The sequence below is a fragment of the Apilactobacillus kunkeei DSM 12361 = ATCC 700308 genome (assembly GCF_001281265.1).
GTDB lineage: Bacteria > Bacillota > Bacilli > Lactobacillales > Lactobacillaceae > Apilactobacillus > Apilactobacillus kunkeei.
Window position 1 is genome coordinate 18,276 of the sequence record NZ_JXDB01000007.1, and the last position, 19,105, is coordinate 37,380.

The following is a 19,105-nucleotide window of genomic DNA, read 5'->3' on the forward strand; positions in this document are numbered from 1 at the left end:
TTACAATAAAATAAGTACGATTAAAAAGTAACTAAAAATTATTAATACATTAAAAAAACAAAGGGGAATAAAACTTATGTGTGGATTTTGTGGATATGTAAATCATAAAGATGTGCCTAACGACACCATTGAAAAGATGGCTAATCGAATTAAGCATCGTGGACCTGATGATGAAAAGTATTTCCAAGACGATAAGGTATCAATGGGATTCCGTCGTCTATCAATTATTGACTTAGCTCATGGTGGCCAACCATTATACAGTAAAGATAAGAAGAAAGTATTAACCTTTAACGGTGAAATTTACAACTACCAAGAAATTAGAGATGAATTAATCTCTGAAGGTTGGGAATTTGAAACTGATGTTGACTCAGAAGTTCTAATTCGTGGATACGAAGCATGGGGTCCAAAACTATTGGACAAACTTCGTGGTATGTACGCATTTGTTATTTATGACAGTGCTAACAACGAAATCTTCGGTGCTCGTGATCATTTCGGAATCAAGCCACTATACTACTACGACGATGGCGACGCATTTATGTACGGTTCTGAATTAAAAGCATTCTTATCAAACCCTGCATTTAAGAAGGAATTAAACCTAAAACTTCTACCAATTCACTTAAGTTTTGAATTTATTCCATCAGCAGAAACAATGTTCAAGAACGTTTATAAAGTAATGCCTGGTACTTACTTCATTCACCACATTGATGAAAAGAAGACTGAAACACACAGATATTACAAGTTCAACTACGATCACATTGATGAATCACAAACCGTTGAAGAAGATGCCAAGAAGATTGAAGCAATCGTTAAGGATTCTGTAAAGGCCCACATGATTGCCGACGTCGAAGTTGGTAGTTTCCTATCAAGTGGGGTTGACTCAAGTTACGTTTTAAATGAAGCTTCAAAATTAAAACCAATTAAGTCATTCTCACTTGGATTCAACGATTCTAAGTTTAGTGAATTATCATGGTCAACTGACTTTGCTCAACAAATCGGTCAAAAGAACACACCAATTAAGATTACTGGTGATGACTACTTTGACTTCCTACCAACTATGATGTACTACATGGATGAACCACTTTCAAATCCATCAGCTATTCAATTATTCTACTTAGCTCAAGGTACTAGTAAAGAAGTTAAGGTTGCTCTATCTGGTGAAGGTGCCGATGAATTCTTCGGTGGTTACAACACTTATCTAGAAGCAATTCCTTTTGAAAGATACCAAAAATATGTTCCTGGATTTATTCGTAGTGCACTAGCTAAGATGGCTACTAAAATGCCTCGTTTCCACGGCCGTCGTTTCTTAATTCGTGGTGCTCAACCATTAAGTGAAAGATACTACCGTGTTAACTACGTATACAACTACGATGACAGAAACAAGTTGTTAAAGGATCCATCATTGAACGTTGATTCAGGTGCATACTCAAAATACATTTTTGATGAAGTAGCTGACAAAGACGAAATGACTCAAATGCAATACTTTGACATCAATGCATGGTTACCATTTGATATTCTACAAAAGGCTGACCGTATGAGTATGGCTAACTCTCTTGAAGTTAGAACTCCATTGGTTGATAAGAAGGTTGCTGAATTTGCTGCAACTATGCCAATTAAGACTCGTATCAACAAAGAAGGTACTAAGATTTCACTTCGTAAGGCAGCTGAACGTGCATTACCTGACAAGGTTGCCATGAAGGAAAAACTTGGTTTCCCATCACCAATCGCATCATGGATCAGAGAACCTAAGTTCCATGAAAGAATTGTGAGAGCATTTACTTCTGACGTTGCTGAAAAGTTCTTTAACACTGATGAATTGTTAAGAATTCTAAAGGAACATGATGAAGGTAAATCAAGCATGCAAAAGATTATGACACCTTACCTATTTATTCTATGGTATGAAGTATACTTCCCAGAAGATACAAATGCTGATACTATTAAAAAGGTACAACTACAAGCATAATTTTTAAATCTTGATATAAGGAAGTAAAAACAATGGCTCTTGGAATTGATGAAATAAAGACAATATTAACTGAACATGGACTAATACAAGAAATTGTATCAGGTGAGGATGTTTCATTTGATGAAGTAACTTACGATTCCAGAAATGTTAAACCAAATACATTGTTCTTTTGTAAGGGTAACTTCAAACCCGAATACCTATCGATGGCTAAGGAAATGGGTGCAACTGGTTATGTTGCTGAACAAAAGTATGATGAAGGTAATGGCTTAACTCAAATCATTGTGAATAACGTGCAAAAGGCAATGTCTCTAGTAGGCGCTGCCTTTTACTGCTACCCTCAAAATGATTTGTTTGTTATTGCTTATACCGGGACTAAGGGGAAGACAACATCTTCTTACTTTGCTAAAAGTATTTTAGATAACGCCAATAACAACAAAACAGCATTAATTTCTACAATTGACACTGTTGTTGGGAATCAACCATCACAACGTTTTAAGTCACATTTAACCACTCCTGAATCATTAGATATTTTTAACTACATGAGACAATCAGTGAATAATGGAATGACTAGTCTAGTGATGGAAGTTTCATCACAAGCATACAAAAAGCTGAGAGTTTACGGACTTCATTTTGATGTGGGTATTTTCTTAAATATTTCACCGGATCATATTGGTCCAAACGAACATCCAACATTTGCTGACTATCTACATTGCAAGGAACAACTAATGGTTAATTCCACACATTGCATTATTGATGCAGACACAGATTACATGTTAGATGTCTATGAAGCAGCTAAAGCAACTACTGACCCAGATAAAATTTACCTATTCAGTAGAAATAAAAAAGAATTTAAAGATGTACAAATTGATTTCAATTTCTCAAGCATCTCAGATACAATCGATAGAAATGAAATTAGAGTTGTCGCTAATAGCCAAAAAGCTAAGAAGATGAATGTCGAAGATGACTACAAGATTGGTGTCGTTGGAGACTATAACGAAGCTAATGCAATGTCTGCAATTATTGCTTCTGCATTGGATAATGCTAGAGCACAGGATGCCAAAAAAGGATTGAAAGATGTATTTGTTCCAGGAAGAATGGAATCGTACAAGTCCAATCATAACGGTACAATTTACGTTGATTATGCCCATAACTACGCCAGTATGCATGCACTATTAGGATTCTTGAAGAGCAATAACCCTGATGGCAAGGTAATTGTGGTAGTAGGAAGTCCTGGTAATAAGGGACTAGATCGTAGAGAAGGTTTTGGAAAAGCTTTAACCGAAAGTGCAGATATCGCATTTTTAACTTCTGATGATCCTGCCTTTGAAGATCCAAAAGATATTATTAACGAAATAGATTCTTACATTAATCATGATAAAGTTGACGTTCATATTGAACTAGACAGAAAAATGGCTATTAAAAAGGCTATTCACGCCGGTGATAATAATGCTATGATAGTAGTTGCTGGTAAAGGAAGAGATCCTTACCAAAAAATCAACGGCGTAGATACTCCATACGAAACAGATCCCGTCGTGGTACAAAATGTTTTGAGAGGGATAGATAATGAGTAATTTAGAATCTAATTTTACAGTTGTTCTATTAGGTAGTGATTTCAATGCTTATGGAATGGCTCGTTCATTATACGAAAAATACAGAAAACCCGTGAAGGCATACGCTGAACAAGCACTTGCACCTACACGTTTTACAAAAATTGTTGATTTAACTTTGATTGATGGATTTAGTGAAGATCCAAAATGGATTGAATCAATGAAAGAACTTAAGAAGGAATATGCATCACATGAAGAACCAGTTATCTTAATTGGTTGTGGTGATGGTTATGCTGAATTAATTTCAAAACATAAGGATGAACTAAAAGACGTTTTTGTTTGCCCATACGTTGATTATGATTTAATCAAGAAATTAAACAGTAAAGAAAACTTCTATAAGTTATGTGAAGAATACGATTTGCCATATCCAAAGACAAAGATTATTTCTAAGAAAGACTTTGAAAGTGATGAAAAGATTGAACAACCATTTGGTTATCCAGTCGCATTAAAACCTACCAACAGTGTTGAATGGTTGGATGTTCACTTTGAAGGCAGAAAGAAAGCATTCATTATTGAATCACAAGATGAATTTGAAGATATAATTGAAAAGATTTATACCAATGGATATACTTCTGATTTGATTCTTCAAGACTTTATCCCTGGTGATGACAGTAACATGCGTACTTTAAATACCTACGTCGACAAGAACCACAAGGTTAAGATGATGTGTTTAGGTCATCCATTATTGGAAGATCCATCACCAGCAGCTATCGGTAACTACGTAGCAATCCTTCCAGAATATAACGAAAAGCTATATTCAATGGTTCAAGGATTCTTAGAAAAGATTAATTATGTTGGTTATGCTAACTTCGATATGAAATACGATACTCGAGACAATACTTTCAAACTATTTGAAATTAACTTGAGACAAGGTAGAAGTAGTTTCTTCGTTAGTTTAAATGGTTACAACTTAGCTGATTGGGTTGTTAGAGATTATGCATTTGATGACTTATCAGATAAGGAAACGGTATACGCTAACGAAAATAAAGATAATCGTTACCTATGGTTAGGTGTTGGCGAACAAGTCTTCAAGAAATATGCTAAGGACAACGCAGATAAAGAATTTGCTCTTCAATTAATCAAGAAGGGCCAATACGGTACTACTTTCTGGTATAACCGTGACAAGAGCTTTAAGCGTTGGTTATTAGACATTTGGATTAAGCATAACTACGCAAAGAACTTCAAACGTTACTTTAGCGAAAAATAGGGATGATAAAATGAGACATTTCTTTTCAATTATTGGTGGAATGGGAACAGAAGCTACCGAAAGTTACATTCATTTATTGAATCAACGAACGCCAGCTAGTAATGATCAGGAATATTTAAATTATATCCTTGTAAATCATGCGACTGTCCCAGACAGAACCAATTACATTTTAGACAACACTAAACCAAACCCATTGATTCCGTTAAAGGAAGACATTAAGCAACAATCACAATTAAATCCTGATTTCTTTGTGATTCCATGTAACACTGCTCATTTCTTCTTTGATGAATTACAGTCAGCAACTAACGTGCCAATTTTGCATATGCCAAAAGAAGCCGTTGCTGAAATCAGTAATTTGTATCCTAATGCTAAAAGAATCGGTTTGATTGCTACCAAAGGGACCATTTTCGATGGTATTTATGATACAGAAGTGCAAAACGCTGGTTATGAAATTGTAAAACCAACTGAACATATTCAGGAAGAAACGATGGATTTGATATACAAATATGTCAAAGAACAAAATAAGGTTAATAAAGAACTATATCATCACATCTTGGATGAAATGAAAAACGAGATGGACTGTGATGTAATCATCTTGGGATGTACTGAATTATCTGTGGCTGAAGAACGTGCTTCAGATCACGATTACCCAGTGATTGATGCTCAATCTGTTTTAGTTGATCGTTCAATTGAATTAGCTTTAAAGAACAGAGAAAAAGACATCGAATAATTCGATGTCTTTTTTTATATTACATTATAGATGGTGATGCCAATCAAAGCGATGATGACTATGATTAGGCCAATCACATTGAAATTAATAAGGTGATTTTGTTGTTTGTTTGTATAGTTTAATTCTGTTAGACCACCAAGTAGGATGGCTAATACATCAGCAAATATTGCGGTGTAGAAGCGATGATCCGAAACTCGAATGGTGATAACGATTTGCGTAATCAGTATTAATATATATATTACTCGACTAGCAATTAACCATTGGATGATTCTCTTAACGGAGACCCTGGTGATACCAATTATGGTTACTGCTATATAAATAAATAACATTATTAGTGTTAAGCTAGCCCACATAACATCTCCTCCTGATAGTTATTTTATCATAAATAATCATAATAAAACTTGAATTAAAATATTAGAGTGATAGAATGACTACAACGTTAAAGGAGGTATGCTTTATGACAAGAAAAATTGGTATTATTGGAGACGGGAACGTTGGTGCAGCGGTAGCTCATCATATTGTCGTTTCAGGAATTGCAGATGATTTGGTCATGATTGATCACAACGATGCAAAGGTGAATTCAGATGCATTAGACTTTAGAGATGCAATGTCTAATCTTAAGTTCCATACAAACATTGAAGTTAATAACTACGCCAGTTTAGCTGATGCAGACGTTATTATTTCAGCGGTGGGTCACATGGAATTAATTAATGCTAATAAGGATAAACATGACCGTTTTGCTGAGTTAACAGCTAACGTTGAAGAAGTAAAAGATGTTGCAAAACACATTAAAGAGTCAGGTTTCCATGGGATTATTATTGTAATTACTAATCCAAACGATGTCATTACCTACCTATATCAATGCGAAACAGGTTTTGCTAAAGAACGTGTTATCGGAACTGGGACACTTCTAGATTCCGCTCGAATGAAGAGGGCAGTTGCTGCTAAACTTAACATTGATCCTCGCTCAGTAATTGGTTACAACCTAGGTGAACATGGTAATTCTCAATTTACTGCATGGTCAACAGTCCAAGTATTTGATAAGAGTATTTTCGAATATGCAGAAAAATATAATATTGATTTAGATGAAATCGATAATGATGCTCGTATGGGTGGATTTACGGTTCATAGCGGTAAGGGATACACTAATTTTGCTATTTCAGCATCAGCTGTTAAGTTAGCTGAAATTGTATTACAAGATGCTAAAACAGAATTAGCTGTCTCGAATTACCGCGAAGAATACGGTACATACCTATCTTATCCAGCAATTATTGGAAGAAATGGAATTGAAAAACAAATCGATTTAGATCTTCCTGAAAAGGAACAAAAACAACTACAAGCTTCAGCAAATTATATTAATCAAAAAACTCGCGAAATCACTGATTAATCAGTGATTAGGAGATATTAATATTTTCTAAAAAAATACCTTGATATTAATAACGCGTTTTGATATTATCAATATCGCGTTATTTTTTATTAAGGAGGCAAAAAGATGGCTGAACCAAAAGAATTACAAATTGGCGACCACGTTTCTGCACCTAGATTCGGTTATTTAAAACATGATTTTGCTGGAACAATTGAAAAAATATATGAAAATTCAGTAATGGTCTTTATCGACGAACACCATGAAGAAGATGGCATCGTCGTTAATGAATATAATAAGCGTGCGGTTGTTAGCAAGAAAGTTGCTAAACCATCAAAGAAAAAAACAGCTTAACAAACTTACCAAAAATTGTAACGTGTGATATAATGTTTTTTGTATCTGCGGGTATAGTTTAGTGGTAAAATATGAGCTTCCCAAGCTCAGGTCGCGGGTCCGATTCCCGTTACCCGCTTTGTCGCATAAACCGACAGATACCGTTCGATAATAAAAGACTAGTAGACATATTCCATTAACAAGCGACATCGGATTTGGTGAGAGCCGATGATTAGGGTATGTTGAATTCGCACTTTTTAGAATTATGATTAATTTAATAATAAAGCGGATATTTTATATCAAATAGAGTGGTACCGCGGGTTATTCCGTCTCTTACAATTATTAATATTGTAAGAGACTTTTTATATATTTATGGAGGTTTTGGATAATGGAAAACAAAGAATTAGTTTCTAATGCTCTATCTAAAGCGTTGGACAACGAACTATCTGTAGAAGACATTCTACCAAAAATTGAAAGACCTAAAGATTCAAAAATGGGTGATTTAGCTTTCCCTACATTTATTTTAGCTAAAAAGTTTAGAAAGGCACCTCAACAAATTGCTGCTGACGTAGTAGAAAAGATTGATCAAAGTTCATTTGACCATGTTGAAGCTGCTGGACCATACGTTAACTTCTTCCTAGACAAGTCTAACTTCAGTGAAGACGTTCTATCAGCTGTATTAGACCAAAAGGAAAACTATGGTCAAAATGAAGATGGTAAGGGTGGTAACGTAACCATCGATATGTCTTCACCAAATATTGCAAAGCCTATTTCAATGGGTCACTTAAGATCTACTGTTATTGGTAATTCTGTTGCCGAAATCCTACGTAAAAATGGTTACAACCCAATTAAGGATAACCACTTGGGTGACTGGGGAACTCAATTTGGTAAGTTAATCACTGCATACCTAATGTGGGGTAACGAAGAAGACGTTAAAAAAGATCCTATCAATAACTTAGTTAAATACTACGTTAAGTTCCACAAGATTGATAAGGAACAACCTGAGCTAGATGATGTTGCTAGAGATTGGTTCAGAAAGCTTGAAAATGGAGATGAACAAGCTACTAAACTATGGAAATGGTTTAGAGAAGTATCACTTGAAGCCTTCGGTGAAATCTACGACAAGTTAGGTATTACTTTTGATACCTACAATGGTGAAGCTTTCTATAATGACAAGCTACAAGACGTTGTTGACTCACTACAAGAAAAAGGTTTATTAAGCAAGTCACAAGGTGCTACAATCGTTGATTTACAAAAATACGATTTAAACCCTGCATTAATCTTGAAGAGTGATGGTGCTTCACTATACATCACTAGAGATATTGCAACTGCAATTTACCGTGACCAAACTTACCATCCAGCTATGAACCTATACGTTGTTGGTTCAGAACAAACATACTATTTCAAGCAATTGAAGGCTGTATTAATGGAAATGGGTGTTCCTTCAGCTAAAAACTTACACCACATTCCATTTGGCCTAATTACCGTAAATGGTAAGAAGTTATCAACTCGTTCAGGTCGTATCATTCTATTGGACGAAGTATTGAACGAATCAATCGCAATTGCTAAGAAGCAAATTGCTGAAAAGAACCCAGATCTTCCTAACAGGGAAGAAGTTGCTAAAGAAGTTGGTGTTGGTGCCATCGTCTTCGGTGACTTGAAGAATGAAAAGATTAACAACATTGACTTTAACTTAGAAGATCAATTACGTTTTGAAGGTGAAACTGGACCATACGTACAATACGCTCGTGCACGTGCCGAAAGTATTTTACGTAAAGCCGGTGACATTGATTTATCGAAAGTTGACAAGAAGCTTAATGATGCAGAATCATGGAACGTTATTAAGTTACTAAATGACTTCCCAGCAAGAGTTAAGATGGCTTGTGATGAATTTGAACCTTCAGTTATCGCTAAGTACTCATTAAGACTTGCTAAGTCATTTAACAAGTACTACGCTCACACTAAGATTTTGGATGATGATGAACAAAGAGATGCTCGTTTAGCATTAGTTAAATCAGTATCAATCGTTCTTAAAGAATCACTAAGATTACTTGGTGTTAAGGCTCCAGACGAAATGTAATTAAAAAAAGCAGGTTTAACAATTAGTTAAATCTGCTTTTTATTTTACCAATTAGAGTTGATTTGGGTTAAAATAGTATTAATATCATCATCAGTGAAGGAGTAATCATACTAGATGAAAAATGATAAAAGAACAAAAAGTGCTTTTAAAAAGATTTGGCACAGGTACCAACTAACTCGTTGGATTATCGTCATGTTTTTATTACTATTTTTTGTAATGAGTGCTTATTGCACATTTGTTGCAAAGACCACGCATGTTCAAGACCTGCAATCATCTTTGGAACAATCTACCGTAATTTACGATGGTAATAATAAAAAGGCCGGTAAAATCTATTCACAAAAAGGAACATACGTTGGATTTAAAGATATTTCACCGAATATTCCAAACGCAATCCTATCAACTGAAGATAGAAACTTCTACAATGAACACGGTTTTTCTGTTAAGGGATTTGGCCGTGCGATGCTATTAATGATTAAGAACAAGATTATGCGTCGTGACTACATTAGTGGTGGTGGAAGTACTCTTACTCAACAATTGGTAAAGAATGCTTACTTAACCCAACAACAAACTTTCAGCAGAAAGTTAAAGGAACTATTCTTATCGATTCAAGTTGAAAATGTATACAGTAAGAATCAGATTTTAACTATGTACATGAATAACTCATATTTCGGAAATGGTGTCTATGGTGTCGAAGATGCATCAAGACGTTATTTTGGAATGAATGCTAAGAATTTACCCGTTCAAGATGCTGCTGTGATTGCAGGGATGCTAACTAATCCGAGTGCATACAATCCTGTTGATCACCCTAAGTTGGCCCTGGATAGAAGAAACGTTGTTTTGCAATTGATGGCTGATAACAATAAGATTAGTCAATCAGAAGCAAACAAGCTAAAGAAGACACCAATTCAAGTAAAGAATACCTACCAATACAAGGATGGTTATAAGTACCCATACTACTTCGATGCTGTAATTGATGAAGCAATCAATAAGTATGGATTATCCGAATCTGACATCATGAACAGAGGATACAAGATTTATACAACGCTAAATCAAGATCAACAAAACAGTATGCAAGATGATTTTGCTAACGATAGTAACTTTCCAAGTAACGCTTCCGATGGTACTAAGGTTCAAGCTGCTTCGATTGCTTTGGATCCAAGTACCGGTGGAGTTACTGCCGTGGTTGGTGGACGTGGCCAACACGTATTCCGTGGATACAACCGCGCAACCCAAATTAAACGTCAGCCAGGTTCAACCATTAAGCCACTAGCTGTTTACACACCAGCTTTGCAAAATGGTTATAACTACAATGACATGCTTCAAAATAAGAAGACATCATATGGTTCTAACAAGTACACACCAGAAAACTACAACAACGTATATACAGGAACCATTCCTATGTATACTGCTTTAGCGCAAAGTATGAATGCACCAGCTGTATGGTTGCTTCACAAGATCGGTGTAGACAAGGGTTATGAATCAGTTAAGTCATTTGGTTTACCTGTCCAAAAAAAGGATAAGAACCTTGCATTGGCTTTAGGTGGTTTATCATCAGGTGTATCACCACAACAAATGGCTGGAGCTTATACCGCGTTTGCAAATGAAGGTAACATGACTACACCTCATTACATTAGAAAGATTGTTGATTCATCAGGAAATGTAATTGTTAATAATGAATCAGTAACTTCTAAGAAGGTAATGTCAAAAGATGTGGCTAATAAGATGACTAGTATGATGCTAGGTGTCTTTGATAACGGTACTGGTGTATCCGCTAAACCAAGTGGATACTCAATTGCCGGAAAGACTGGTAGTACTGAAGCCGACAACACCGGTGACTCGGATGCTACAAGAGATAAATGGATTATTGGATACACACCAAAAGTGGTTGTTGCTACCTGGGAAGGTTTCGATAATACCAACGCCGGACATCACTTGGAAAACTTAAGTGGTACCGGAGTGGGACCATTGTTTAAGACCGAGTTGCAACAAATCTTACCAACTACTGGTAATAATAACTTTAGTGTCAAAGACGCCGCTTACATGGATTCACAAGAAAAGAAGGCCAACAGCTCTTCTGATTCTAGTTTCTGGGATAGTGTTTCTGACGGTGCCAACCAAGTATCAAAGAGTCTTGGAAAAGGCTGGGATAATTTAAAGAAGAACGCAAGTAATTGGTGGAATGATGCCAAGAAATTTGTTGGAGACTAAATTGACCAATTAATATAAAACGTCGTATCATTGTTATTAAGTGATACGACGTTTTTAGTTAAAGGAGTAGTTAAATTGAAATTTATTCATGCCGCTGATTTACATTTAGAGAGCCCATTTAAGGGTTTGAAGAATGATGAAACTCCAAATGGATTATGGAAACAAATATATGAATCTACCTTCAAATCCTTTGAAAGAATCGTAAATGATGCCATTGAATACGATGTTGATTTCGTATTATTGGCCGGTGACTTGTTTGATCGAGACAATCAAACCCCTAAGACTTATGATTTTTTTCAATCGCAAATGCAAAAGTTAAATGAACATAATATTGATGTATACATGATTTATGGAAATCATGATTATTTTGATATGCAAAAAGAATCGGTATCATTCCCAGATAACGTTCATGTCTTTGGTAACGAAGTTGAAACCAAAACATTTACTTTAGATGGTAAAAAAATAGCCATTACCGGTTTTAGTTATGCCAATAAATGGATTACAGACAAGAAAATTGACGAGTATCCAGTGAAAAATGATGTAGACGTGCAAATAGGGATGCTACACGGTGGTTTGGAACAAACAGGGGATCATTATGCTCCATTCTCGTTAGATGACCTTATAAGCAAGAAATATGACTATTGGGCATTAGGTCATATTCACAAACGCCAACAACTAAACGAAAACCCACCGGTATTTTATTCTGGTAACATTCAGGGAAGACATAAAAACGAACCATGCGATAAGGGATACCTATTAGTTGATGATGAAAGTGGAAAGCTGGAAGCACAATTTCATGCCACATCATTAATCGATTGGTTAACACTTGATTTAAGTATGGATTTTGTTGATGTTGAAAGTGCCAAAAATTATATTCTACAAGTTTTAATGGGTAATAAGTATGAAAATATGCAGCTAATTAGTTTGAACCTTATCTTGAATAACCCAATTTCTGATGGTCAAAGACAGGACTTAGAATATCGAGTTACCAGTGCGTTAAGTAAGGACTATGAACCAATAAATGCATGGATTTATGAAATTAATGTAAGATTGAGCGACAATCAAAAGATGTCATCAATTGACCAAGACATTTGGGATGAGGCACAGGAAAAGGTGTTCTCTGAAGATGAAATCAGTTCCGTTTCTAAATCATTACGTAAGTATGATTTTATTGCACAACATTTGGATGACTCCAAAGAAGACTTGATGGAACAAACAAAAATGAAACTACTAGGTGGAAAGGAGGATACGGATGAAGATTAATAAGTTAGAAGTGCTAGGTTACGGTAAATGGCGCGACGTATCCTTTGATTTTAATGATGACAACCTACAAATCATATTTGGTAACAATGAAGCAGGGAAAACAACTTTGCTCAGCCTGATTAAGGGAATTTTGTTTGGTTATGTCGATGGACGCGGAAGTGCATATGAACAATATATTCCGCGTGACACTAAATCATATGGTGGGAAACTAACAATCACCACCGATGATAATCGTCATTTTATGCTAACTAGAATTGCTGGAACCCATGGTGGAGAATTATCAATTTACGATATTGACAATGATATGCAAACCTCAAATGACATTCTAGAAAAGATTTTAGGCCCCATTGATCGAGATACCTTTGAACAACTATTTTATTTCGGTGATTTAGATATTAAGCAAATTTCTAAGTTGAGTAAAAATGAATTAGTTAGTCGCATTCAAAAGGTTGGGTTTGTCGGAAGTGACCAATGGTTAGAATTAAGAGACAGGTTCGACAAAGAATCAAAGGACTTATACGCACCCACCGGTCGTAAGCCACCTTTGAATCAAAAGCTTAAAGAATATGATGATTTATTGGATAAGATTGCTGAAAGTAAGAATAGTTTAAATGACTATAACCAATTGATTAGTCAAAAGAATGTTTTAGAAGCATCCATGAATCAATCTAAGGAAAAGGTTAGTGAGTTTGAAAAGAAACTAACTCAGTTAAATCATTTCAAACAGGTTTGGCCAGTGTATCAACAACTTTCATCTTTAAATCAAAACAAATTTGAATTCAAAGATGGATTTGCTGATGACGATGTTAAACAATTTAATGAATTAACCAATCAGCTATTTTTAATCAATCAACAAATCGATAGTATCGAAAAATCTATTAACCAATTAAACTCTTCAATGAACAACGATGATGATTTGAAGAATTTCAATGATTACAAGACTGAAATTGATAAACTGGTTCAATCATTCTCCAAAGTGAATGAACAAATCAATCAATTAAGCGTTAACCAATCAATGATCAACGAAATTAATCGCCAAGATAGTCAACAAATTGTTGCTAGCAGGGATGACATCGTTGCAATCGAAGGCATTAAACAACAACTTGCTGAACTTCAAACAAGAAAGCAAAATCCATCTAATAGTTTGTCTGTTATTGGTTTAATTGGTGTAGTTATTGGAATTGCAATGCTTACCGTATTACCAGGAGCATTAAAACTGGCTGGAATTATTGTATTATTGATTAGTGGGATTTATACCGGATCCGTTAAGTTTAAGAAAAACGAAGATAGTAATTCTGATCAAGAGCGTGACGCATTAAATAATCAATTAGTGGATTATGGCAATAAGTATTCCTTTAATGCCGAAAATGTTGATGATTGGTTATCAGAACAAAAGTATTTAGCTCGTAAGAATCAAGATAATAATCAAAAGGCTAAGTATGAAGAAGAAATGAATCAATTAAATGGAAGTCTAAAAAAATACTTTGCTGAATGGCAACGAGTATTTAGTGGCCTTAACATTAATGATTCATTTGATAATCAACTGTCACAAATTCGTACTTATCTAAATAAGATGAATGAAGAAAATGCGATTAATTTACGAAATAATAATCAATTGCAAAACTATCTACAACAAAAATCATCATTAATCGATAAACAAATCCAGTATAATAAGGACTATTCTGGATTCTTGAACATTAGACAAGTCGATAATGGGGATGAATTCAAAGAGATTGTGGAACAACAAAGAAATCATTCAATTAAAGCGGCTCAGCTACAAAACGTTAAGGATCAAATCACCGATGACGACGTAAAGGTTTTAGATACTTTTAATGACATAACTGAATTGGACAATCAATTGAATGCAGCGGATGCAGAAATGACTACTGAAAAACAATCATTACTAAGTGCATCCCAACAATTAGAAAGTTTAAACATTCAGTTGAAACATGTGATTGCTGATGGAACCTACAATGAGCTTGTTCAAAAACAAAGTAACTTAGAAGCAGAAATCAATGAAATGGTTGATCAATGGATGAGCATGAAGTTAGCTAATTCCTGGATTGATGAATCGTTGAACATTGCGACTGCTGATAGAATTCCGTTGTTCGAATCCAAGGCAAAAGAATTCTTTGCAATCCTAACCGATAATAGATACACAGGAATTACTTACTATAAGAGTAAGTTAAAGGTAACTAGGAATGATAAGATTCAATTTGATGCAGGAGAACTATCTAGAGGAACAATTGAACAATTATATCTAGCATTGATTTTGTCACTTTCTGTGGTTTTCGGTAGGGACTATCGTTTACCATTAATCATCGATGATGGATTAACTGAGTTCGATCAACAACGAACAGGTAATGCAATTAATCTATTAGACAATATCAGCGAATCAATGCAGGTGATTTATGTTACTTGTGATTCAGATATCTTAAAACTAGTAGATGACAAAGCAGTACTAAATTTAAATGAATACTAAAAAAAAGACTCCAGAAAATTCCGGGGTCTTTTTTATTTAACTATTATTTGCTGCTTGATGAACTAGTTAAGTATGATGATAGAATGTTTTGTAAGTCCTTATCCTTAATTTCAACTCCACCATTCTTAAGAACCTTAGTTACAACGTTCTTTAGAGTAGTACTGTCACTTAACTTAGAAGTAGCAATTTGATCCTTTAAATCATCGATGTGGTCATTGTATGAACCCTTCTTAGGGTGGTTAACCATTTGGATGATTTGGTATCCGTATTGAGTCTTAACAGGTGTTTTAGTGTATTCACCGTTTGATAGCTTGTAAGCAGCTTTTCTAAATGCTGAATCGATGCTTGAGTCAGTGTTATCAAATGGAGCTAAACGACCAGATTTGTTCTTGTTTGAAGTGTCTTTTGAATACTTTTTAGCAAGATCTGAGAACTTCTTACCGTCATTAAGTTCTGAAATAACCTTTTCAGCAGTCTTCTTGTCTGAAACTAGAATTTCATTAACAGTAACTTTTGGTTGGTAGCTCTTGAATTGTTTCTTTAGGTCAGCTGTTGAGTATGAAATGTTAGCTCTAACGGCTGCTTTTAGAAGTAGGTTAGATTTTAGTTGGTTCTTAAAACTAGTAGTAGTTAAGCCTTGTTGTTCAAGTAAAGTTTCAAATTCTGAACCGTATTGACTCTTGTATTGGTTGTATTGAGCGTTTACTTCCGATGAAGAAACCTTGCTACCATATTCCTTGTTCAATACCTTGTCTAAAATCATTTGTTGTAGAACTTGTTTACCGTTTGAAGTGTTCTTCATGCTGCTATAGTATTCGCTTTGAGTAATCTTACCACCGTTAGTAACGGCAACAGTCTTATCACCACAGGCAACTAATGAAACACTTAGTAATGCACCGGCAAGTCCAACTAGAACTTTTTTATTCATAATGTAATACACATCCATTTCTTTATTTTATCTATCATTAACTGATAGTCTTACGTTAACACATAGTAAATTCTATCACAAAAAAACTTAAAAAATTTTTAAATTTATTTGGTGAGATTATTAATTCTTTGGTTAATTAAATCTACGTGCGGATTGATTTTGAATTGATATTCATCAATATCTCTTTGCATAGCTTCAATGGTAGGCTTCGACTTGCTAACTTCATCCTGTAACTTGGAAATATTAGCAGTTAGCTTATTTTTTTGATCTAAAACGTTTGAAACGCCATTGATTTTATCCTTAGTAGATGAATAAATACTGTTGGCAAATTCTTTTGGATCACGTTTAGTAACAACTAGATAAGCGGCCAAACCAGCTGCAGATAATCCTAGTAACTTTAGCATTGATTTAATCATGCTTATTCCTCCAATGAATTAATAATATTTGCTTTAATTTGTTCAAAAGCTTCTTCATTGTACTTATCTGAGTTGTCTTGAAAGCTCATAGAGAAGCCATCGTTTTCACTATATCTAGGAATAAGGTGGAAATGTGAATGGAACACAGATTGATATGCCAATTCACCGTTGTTATTTACGATGTTCATTCCTAAAATGTCTGGAGCTGATTTTTGAATCGCTCTAGCAATCTTAGGAATTCTTGAAAATACTTGTTCCGCAAGCTTTTCATCATATTCGTAGATATTAGCAACATGTTTTTTTGGCACAACTAAAGTGTGACCAGGTGTAGCTTGTGAAATGTCCAAGAATGCTTTCACATATTCATCTTCGTAAATAGTGTAGCTAGGAATTTCACCATCAATTATTTTGCAGAATACACAATCACTCATATTATTCTTCCTTTCTTTGATATTACTGTGATTATATACATATTAACATAAATTAAGCTTAAAGGGACTTGTGATATAATTGACGTTAATAAATTTCATAGGGGTGATATTCCGTGTCATTAAAAGTGGATAATTTAGTGGGTGGATACTCACGAATTCCAGTACTAAAAGATGTATCATTTGACGTGAAAGATGGAGAATTAGTAGGCTTAATCGGTTTAAATGGTGCAGGGAAGTCAACCACAATCAACCATGTCATTGGATTGTTAAGACCATTTTCTGGGTCAATTAAGATTAATGGGATTGCAATGCAAGATGATATCGAAGAATATAAGAAACAAATTGCATATATTCCGGAATTCCCGGTTTTATATAAAGAACTAACCTTAAAAGAACACATTGAAACTACCATTAAGGCTTATGAACTAGACGAACAAGCTGCATGGGAAGATGCTAACAAAATGCTGAAGATGTTTAGACTAGAAAATAAACTTGAATGGTTCCCGGTTAATTTCTCAAAGGGAATGCGTCAAAAGGTGATGATTCTTTGTGCATTTATCACCAATGCCAATCTATTCGTCATTGATGAACCTTTCTTAGGTTTGGACCCGGTCGCAGTAAATGACTTGCTTAACTTAATTGAAGAACAAAAGAAAAAGGGCAGCAGCATTCTAATGTCTACCCACGTATTAGATACAGCTGAAAGATTTTGTGATCGCTTTGTTTTGATTCACAATGGGCAAATCAGAACAGAAGGAAATATTCAAAAGCTACAAGATGAATTTGGCAACAAAGATAGTTCCTTAAATGATATTTACTTGAAGCTTGCAAAGGAAGAATCTAATGAATAGTCTTTTTAATCAACGTTTGCAATCCCATTTCACGCAAATGTCTAAGTATTTAAGATATGTATTTAATGATTTCTTTGTGATTGCATTAATGTTTATCATTGGTGGAATTGGCTATCAATATGCGATGTTTATTAAACATCTTCAAGCAGGCCAATGGTGGGAACAACTAGTCTTAGTAGTTGTTATATTATTTGTTATTCAACTAAATAATTTGGTCACTTTCGTAAAAAGAGCCGACTTTGTCTTCTGGTTACCAAAGGAAAAAGAATTCTTTGCATTCCTACGTAGTGGCTTAAGATATTCGAAGTCTTTAGCAGTCATTGTCCAAATTATGGCATGGTTTGTCATGATTCCATTTATTGAAAAGGCGATGGTAACTACTAACATTTCTGCAATTTTGTTATTTTTAGTAACCATGGTCGTTTTAAAGATGATGATTTTAAACTTTCAAATGATCGATAACTATCATCACAATCATAATCTTTTGAACAATAAAGTACTCTACCGCGTGATTGTTCCATTGGTGGTTGTTGCTTTAGCCACCTATATTAATGTTTATGTGGGTGTGATAATTGGCGTTGCAATGTTGATTTTATCGCATTTATTGGTTGCCAAAATCAAACAGCAAAGCATTGATTGGCAAGTAGTGATTGAAAAAACAGAAAGCCATGAAAATAGTCTTAATCGATTCTTCAATATGTTTACCGATGTTGAAAACATGCAAGGGGCAGTTAGGAGACGCAGCTATCTTGATTCATTGTTCAAAATGTTCAATGGTGACGTTTATTCAGTCCTATATTCAAGAGGAATAGTTAGAGATAAGGAAATTAGCGGTTTATTAACACGGGTTTCTATTCTGGGAGCAATCATCATTGGTGCAATTAAACTAGAATGGATGGCTGTTTTAATCGCATTGCTATTTATTTATTTGATTGTGTTTCAACTTATTCCATACTTTACTAATTTCGAGGATAATGTCTTTATCTCGTTGTATCCTATTAACTTTGATCAACAAGTAAAATCATTTACCAACGTGATTGGTAAGATAATGATTTTAGTGATTATTGTATTGATGTTAGGTTCTATCTTCATGTTTAATTTATTAGGATCGTTAATGTTATTATTGGCGTTAGTGATTGAATGGATTTTATTGATAAAAATATATGTACCAAAGAAAATAAAAAAAGCCAGTTCAAATTATTGATGCTGCTTGACGTAGCTATTAAAAAGCCAGTAAAATAGGTAA

General features: G+C 34.6%; 16 protein-coding genes and 1 tRNA gene. 13 read left to right on the forward strand and 4 right to left on the reverse strand.

Features of this window, described 5'->3' with window-relative positions; genetic code table 11:
* The first annotated feature begins 76 nt into the window (after positions 1-76).
* The 4 genes from asnB to RZ79_RS02950 are packed head-to-tail and all read left to right on the forward strand — an operon-like array spanning position 77 to position 5,504.
* Complete coding sequence (asnB, locus tag RZ79_RS02935; RefSeq protein ID WP_053795352.1) at positions 77-1,960, forward strand: asparagine synthase (glutamine-hydrolyzing); 1,884 nt, start codon at positions 77-79, stop codon at positions 1,958-1,960.
* 32 nt (positions 1,961-1,992) lie between these two features.
* Complete coding sequence (locus RZ79_RS02940; protein WP_054449892.1) at positions 1,993-3,531, forward strand: UDP-N-acetylmuramoyl-L-alanyl-D-glutamate--2,6-diaminopimelate ligase; 1,539 nt, start codon at positions 1,993-1,995, stop codon at positions 3,529-3,531.
* Positions 3,524-4,774: a carboxylate--amine ligase gene (locus RZ79_RS02945; RefSeq protein WP_054449893.1), complete on the forward strand. Its 1,251-nt coding sequence runs from the start codon at positions 3,524-3,526 to the stop codon at positions 4,772-4,774. The genes RZ79_RS02940 and RZ79_RS02945 overlap by 8 nt, the downstream gene beginning before the upstream one ends.
* Before the next feature lie 10 nt (positions 4,775-4,784).
* Complete coding sequence (locus tag RZ79_RS02950; protein WP_054449894.1) at positions 4,785-5,504, forward strand: aspartate/glutamate racemase family protein; 720 nt, start codon at positions 4,785-4,787, stop codon at positions 5,502-5,504.
* A 14-nt stretch (positions 5,505-5,518) separates the two neighbouring features.
* Here the strand turns inward: RZ79_RS02950 and RZ79_RS02955 are convergent, their stop codons facing one another.
* Positions 5,519-5,857, reverse strand: a complete 339-nt coding sequence (locus RZ79_RS02955; protein ID WP_054449895.1) for a DUF1516 family protein — start codon at positions 5,855-5,857, stop codon at positions 5,519-5,521.
* 104 nt (positions 5,858-5,961) lie between these two features.
* Between RZ79_RS02955 and RZ79_RS02960 the strand changes: the two genes are divergently transcribed.
* From RZ79_RS02960 to RZ79_RS02990, 7 genes are all read left to right on the forward strand, one after another.
* Complete coding sequence (locus RZ79_RS02960; protein WP_054449896.1) at positions 5,962-6,891, forward strand: L-lactate dehydrogenase; 930 nt, start codon at positions 5,962-5,964, stop codon at positions 6,889-6,891.
* Positions 6,892-6,996: 105 nt separating this feature from the next.
* Positions 6,997-7,221 (forward strand): hypothetical protein, encoded by a 225-nt coding sequence (locus tag RZ79_RS02965; protein ID WP_054449897.1) that lies wholly within the window; start codon positions 6,997-6,999, stop codon positions 7,219-7,221.
* Between the two features lie 47 nt (positions 7,222-7,268).
* Positions 7,269-7,339, forward strand: a tRNA-Gly gene (locus RZ79_RS02970).
* A gap of 249 nt (positions 7,340-7,588) precedes the next feature.
* The gene (gene argS / locus RZ79_RS02975) at positions 7,589-9,280 is read left to right on the forward strand and encodes an arginine--tRNA ligase (RefSeq protein ID WP_054449898.1); all 1,692 of its coding nucleotides are present in this window, start codon (positions 7,589-7,591) and stop codon (positions 9,278-9,280) included.
* Between the two features lie 114 nt (positions 9,281-9,394).
* Positions 9,395-11,488 carry a transglycosylase domain-containing protein gene (locus RZ79_RS02980; RefSeq protein ID WP_053795360.1) on the forward strand — a complete coding sequence of 698 codons (2,094 nt, stop codon included), beginning with the start codon at positions 9,395-9,397 and terminating at the stop codon, positions 11,486-11,488.
* A gap of 75 nt (positions 11,489-11,563) precedes the next feature.
* The gene (locus tag RZ79_RS02985) at positions 11,564-12,751 is read left to right on the forward strand and encodes a metallophosphoesterase family protein (RefSeq protein WP_054449899.1); all 1,188 of its coding nucleotides are present in this window, start codon (positions 11,564-11,566) and stop codon (positions 12,749-12,751) included.
* Positions 12,741-15,233 (forward strand): ATP-binding protein, encoded by a 2,493-nt coding sequence (locus tag RZ79_RS02990; protein WP_054449900.1) that lies wholly within the window; start codon positions 12,741-12,743, stop codon positions 15,231-15,233. Before RZ79_RS02985 ends, RZ79_RS02990 begins: the two co-directional genes overlap by 11 nt.
* Positions 15,234-15,276: 43 nt before the next feature.
* Here RZ79_RS02990 and RZ79_RS02995 read toward each other — a convergent pair whose 3' ends face one another.
* The 3 genes from RZ79_RS02995 to RZ79_RS03005 all read right to left on the reverse strand — a co-directional run bounded on the left by RZ79_RS02995 (position 15,277) and on the right by RZ79_RS03005 (position 17,008).
* Complete coding sequence (locus RZ79_RS02995; RefSeq protein ID WP_225424615.1) at positions 15,277-16,161, reverse strand: peptidylprolyl isomerase; 885 nt, start codon at positions 16,159-16,161, stop codon at positions 15,277-15,279.
* 104 nt (positions 16,162-16,265) lie between these two features.
* Positions 16,266-16,577 (reverse strand): hypothetical protein, encoded by a 312-nt coding sequence (locus RZ79_RS03000; protein WP_054449901.1) that lies wholly within the window; start codon positions 16,575-16,577, stop codon positions 16,266-16,268.
* 2 nt (positions 16,578-16,579) lie between these two features.
* Positions 16,580-17,008, reverse strand: a complete 429-nt coding sequence (locus RZ79_RS03005) for an HIT family protein (protein ID WP_053795365.1) — start codon at positions 17,006-17,008, stop codon at positions 16,580-16,582.
* 113 nt (positions 17,009-17,121) lie between these two features.
* Between RZ79_RS03005 and RZ79_RS03010 the strand changes: the two genes are divergently transcribed.
* Positions 17,122-17,859: an ABC transporter ATP-binding protein gene (locus RZ79_RS03010; protein WP_054449902.1), complete on the forward strand. Its 738-nt coding sequence runs from the start codon at positions 17,122-17,124 to the stop codon at positions 17,857-17,859.
* Positions 17,852-19,063, forward strand: a complete 1,212-nt coding sequence (locus tag RZ79_RS03015) for an ABC transporter permease (protein WP_054449903.1) — start codon at positions 17,852-17,854, stop codon at positions 19,061-19,063. The genes RZ79_RS03010 and RZ79_RS03015 overlap by 8 nt, the downstream gene beginning before the upstream one ends.
* The last annotated feature ends 42 nt before the right edge of the window (positions 19,064-19,105 follow it).

Bases quoted from the DNA above. Each gene is read 5' to 3' on its own strand.
- RZ79_RS02995 (WP_225424615.1), bottom strand. From the start codon at position 16,161: ATGAATAAAAAAGTTCTAGTTGGACTTGCCGGTGCATTACTAAGTGTT.
- RZ79_RS02980 (WP_053795360.1), top strand. From the start codon at position 9,395: ATGAAAAATGATAAAAGAACAAAAAGTGCTTTTAAAAAGATTTGGCAC.
- RZ79_RS03015 (WP_054449903.1), top strand. From the start codon at position 17,852: ATGAATAGTCTTTTTAATCAACGTTTGCAATCCCATTTCACGCAAATG.
- RZ79_RS02955 (WP_054449895.1), bottom strand. From the start codon at position 5,857: ATGTGGGCTAGCTTAACACTAATAATGTTATTTATTTATATAGCAGTA.
- RZ79_RS02990 (WP_054449900.1), top strand. From the start codon at position 12,741: ATGAAGATTAATAAGTTAGAAGTGCTAGGTTACGGTAAATGGCGCGAC.
- RZ79_RS02940 (WP_054449892.1), top strand. From the start codon at position 1,993: ATGGCTCTTGGAATTGATGAAATAAAGACAATATTAACTGAACATGGA.
- RZ79_RS02945 (WP_054449893.1), top strand. From the start codon at position 3,524: ATGAGTAATTTAGAATCTAATTTTACAGTTGTTCTATTAGGTAGTGAT.
- argS (WP_054449898.1), top strand. From the start codon at position 7,589: ATGGAAAACAAAGAATTAGTTTCTAATGCTCTATCTAAAGCGTTGGAC.
- RZ79_RS02950 (WP_054449894.1), top strand. From the start codon at position 4,785: ATGAGACATTTCTTTTCAATTATTGGTGGAATGGGAACAGAAGCTACC.
- asnB (WP_053795352.1), top strand. From the start codon at position 77: ATGTGTGGATTTTGTGGATATGTAAATCATAAAGATGTGCCTAACGAC.
- RZ79_RS02965 (WP_054449897.1), top strand. From the start codon at position 6,997: ATGGCTGAACCAAAAGAATTACAAATTGGCGACCACGTTTCTGCACCT.
- RZ79_RS02960 (WP_054449896.1), top strand. From the start codon at position 5,962: ATGACAAGAAAAATTGGTATTATTGGAGACGGGAACGTTGGTGCAGCG.
- RZ79_RS03005 (WP_053795365.1), bottom strand. From the start codon at position 17,008: ATGAGTGATTGTGTATTCTGCAAAATAATTGATGGTGAAATTCCTAGC.
- RZ79_RS03000 (WP_054449901.1), bottom strand. From the start codon at position 16,577: ATGATTAAATCAATGCTAAAGTTACTAGGATTATCTGCAGCTGGTTTG.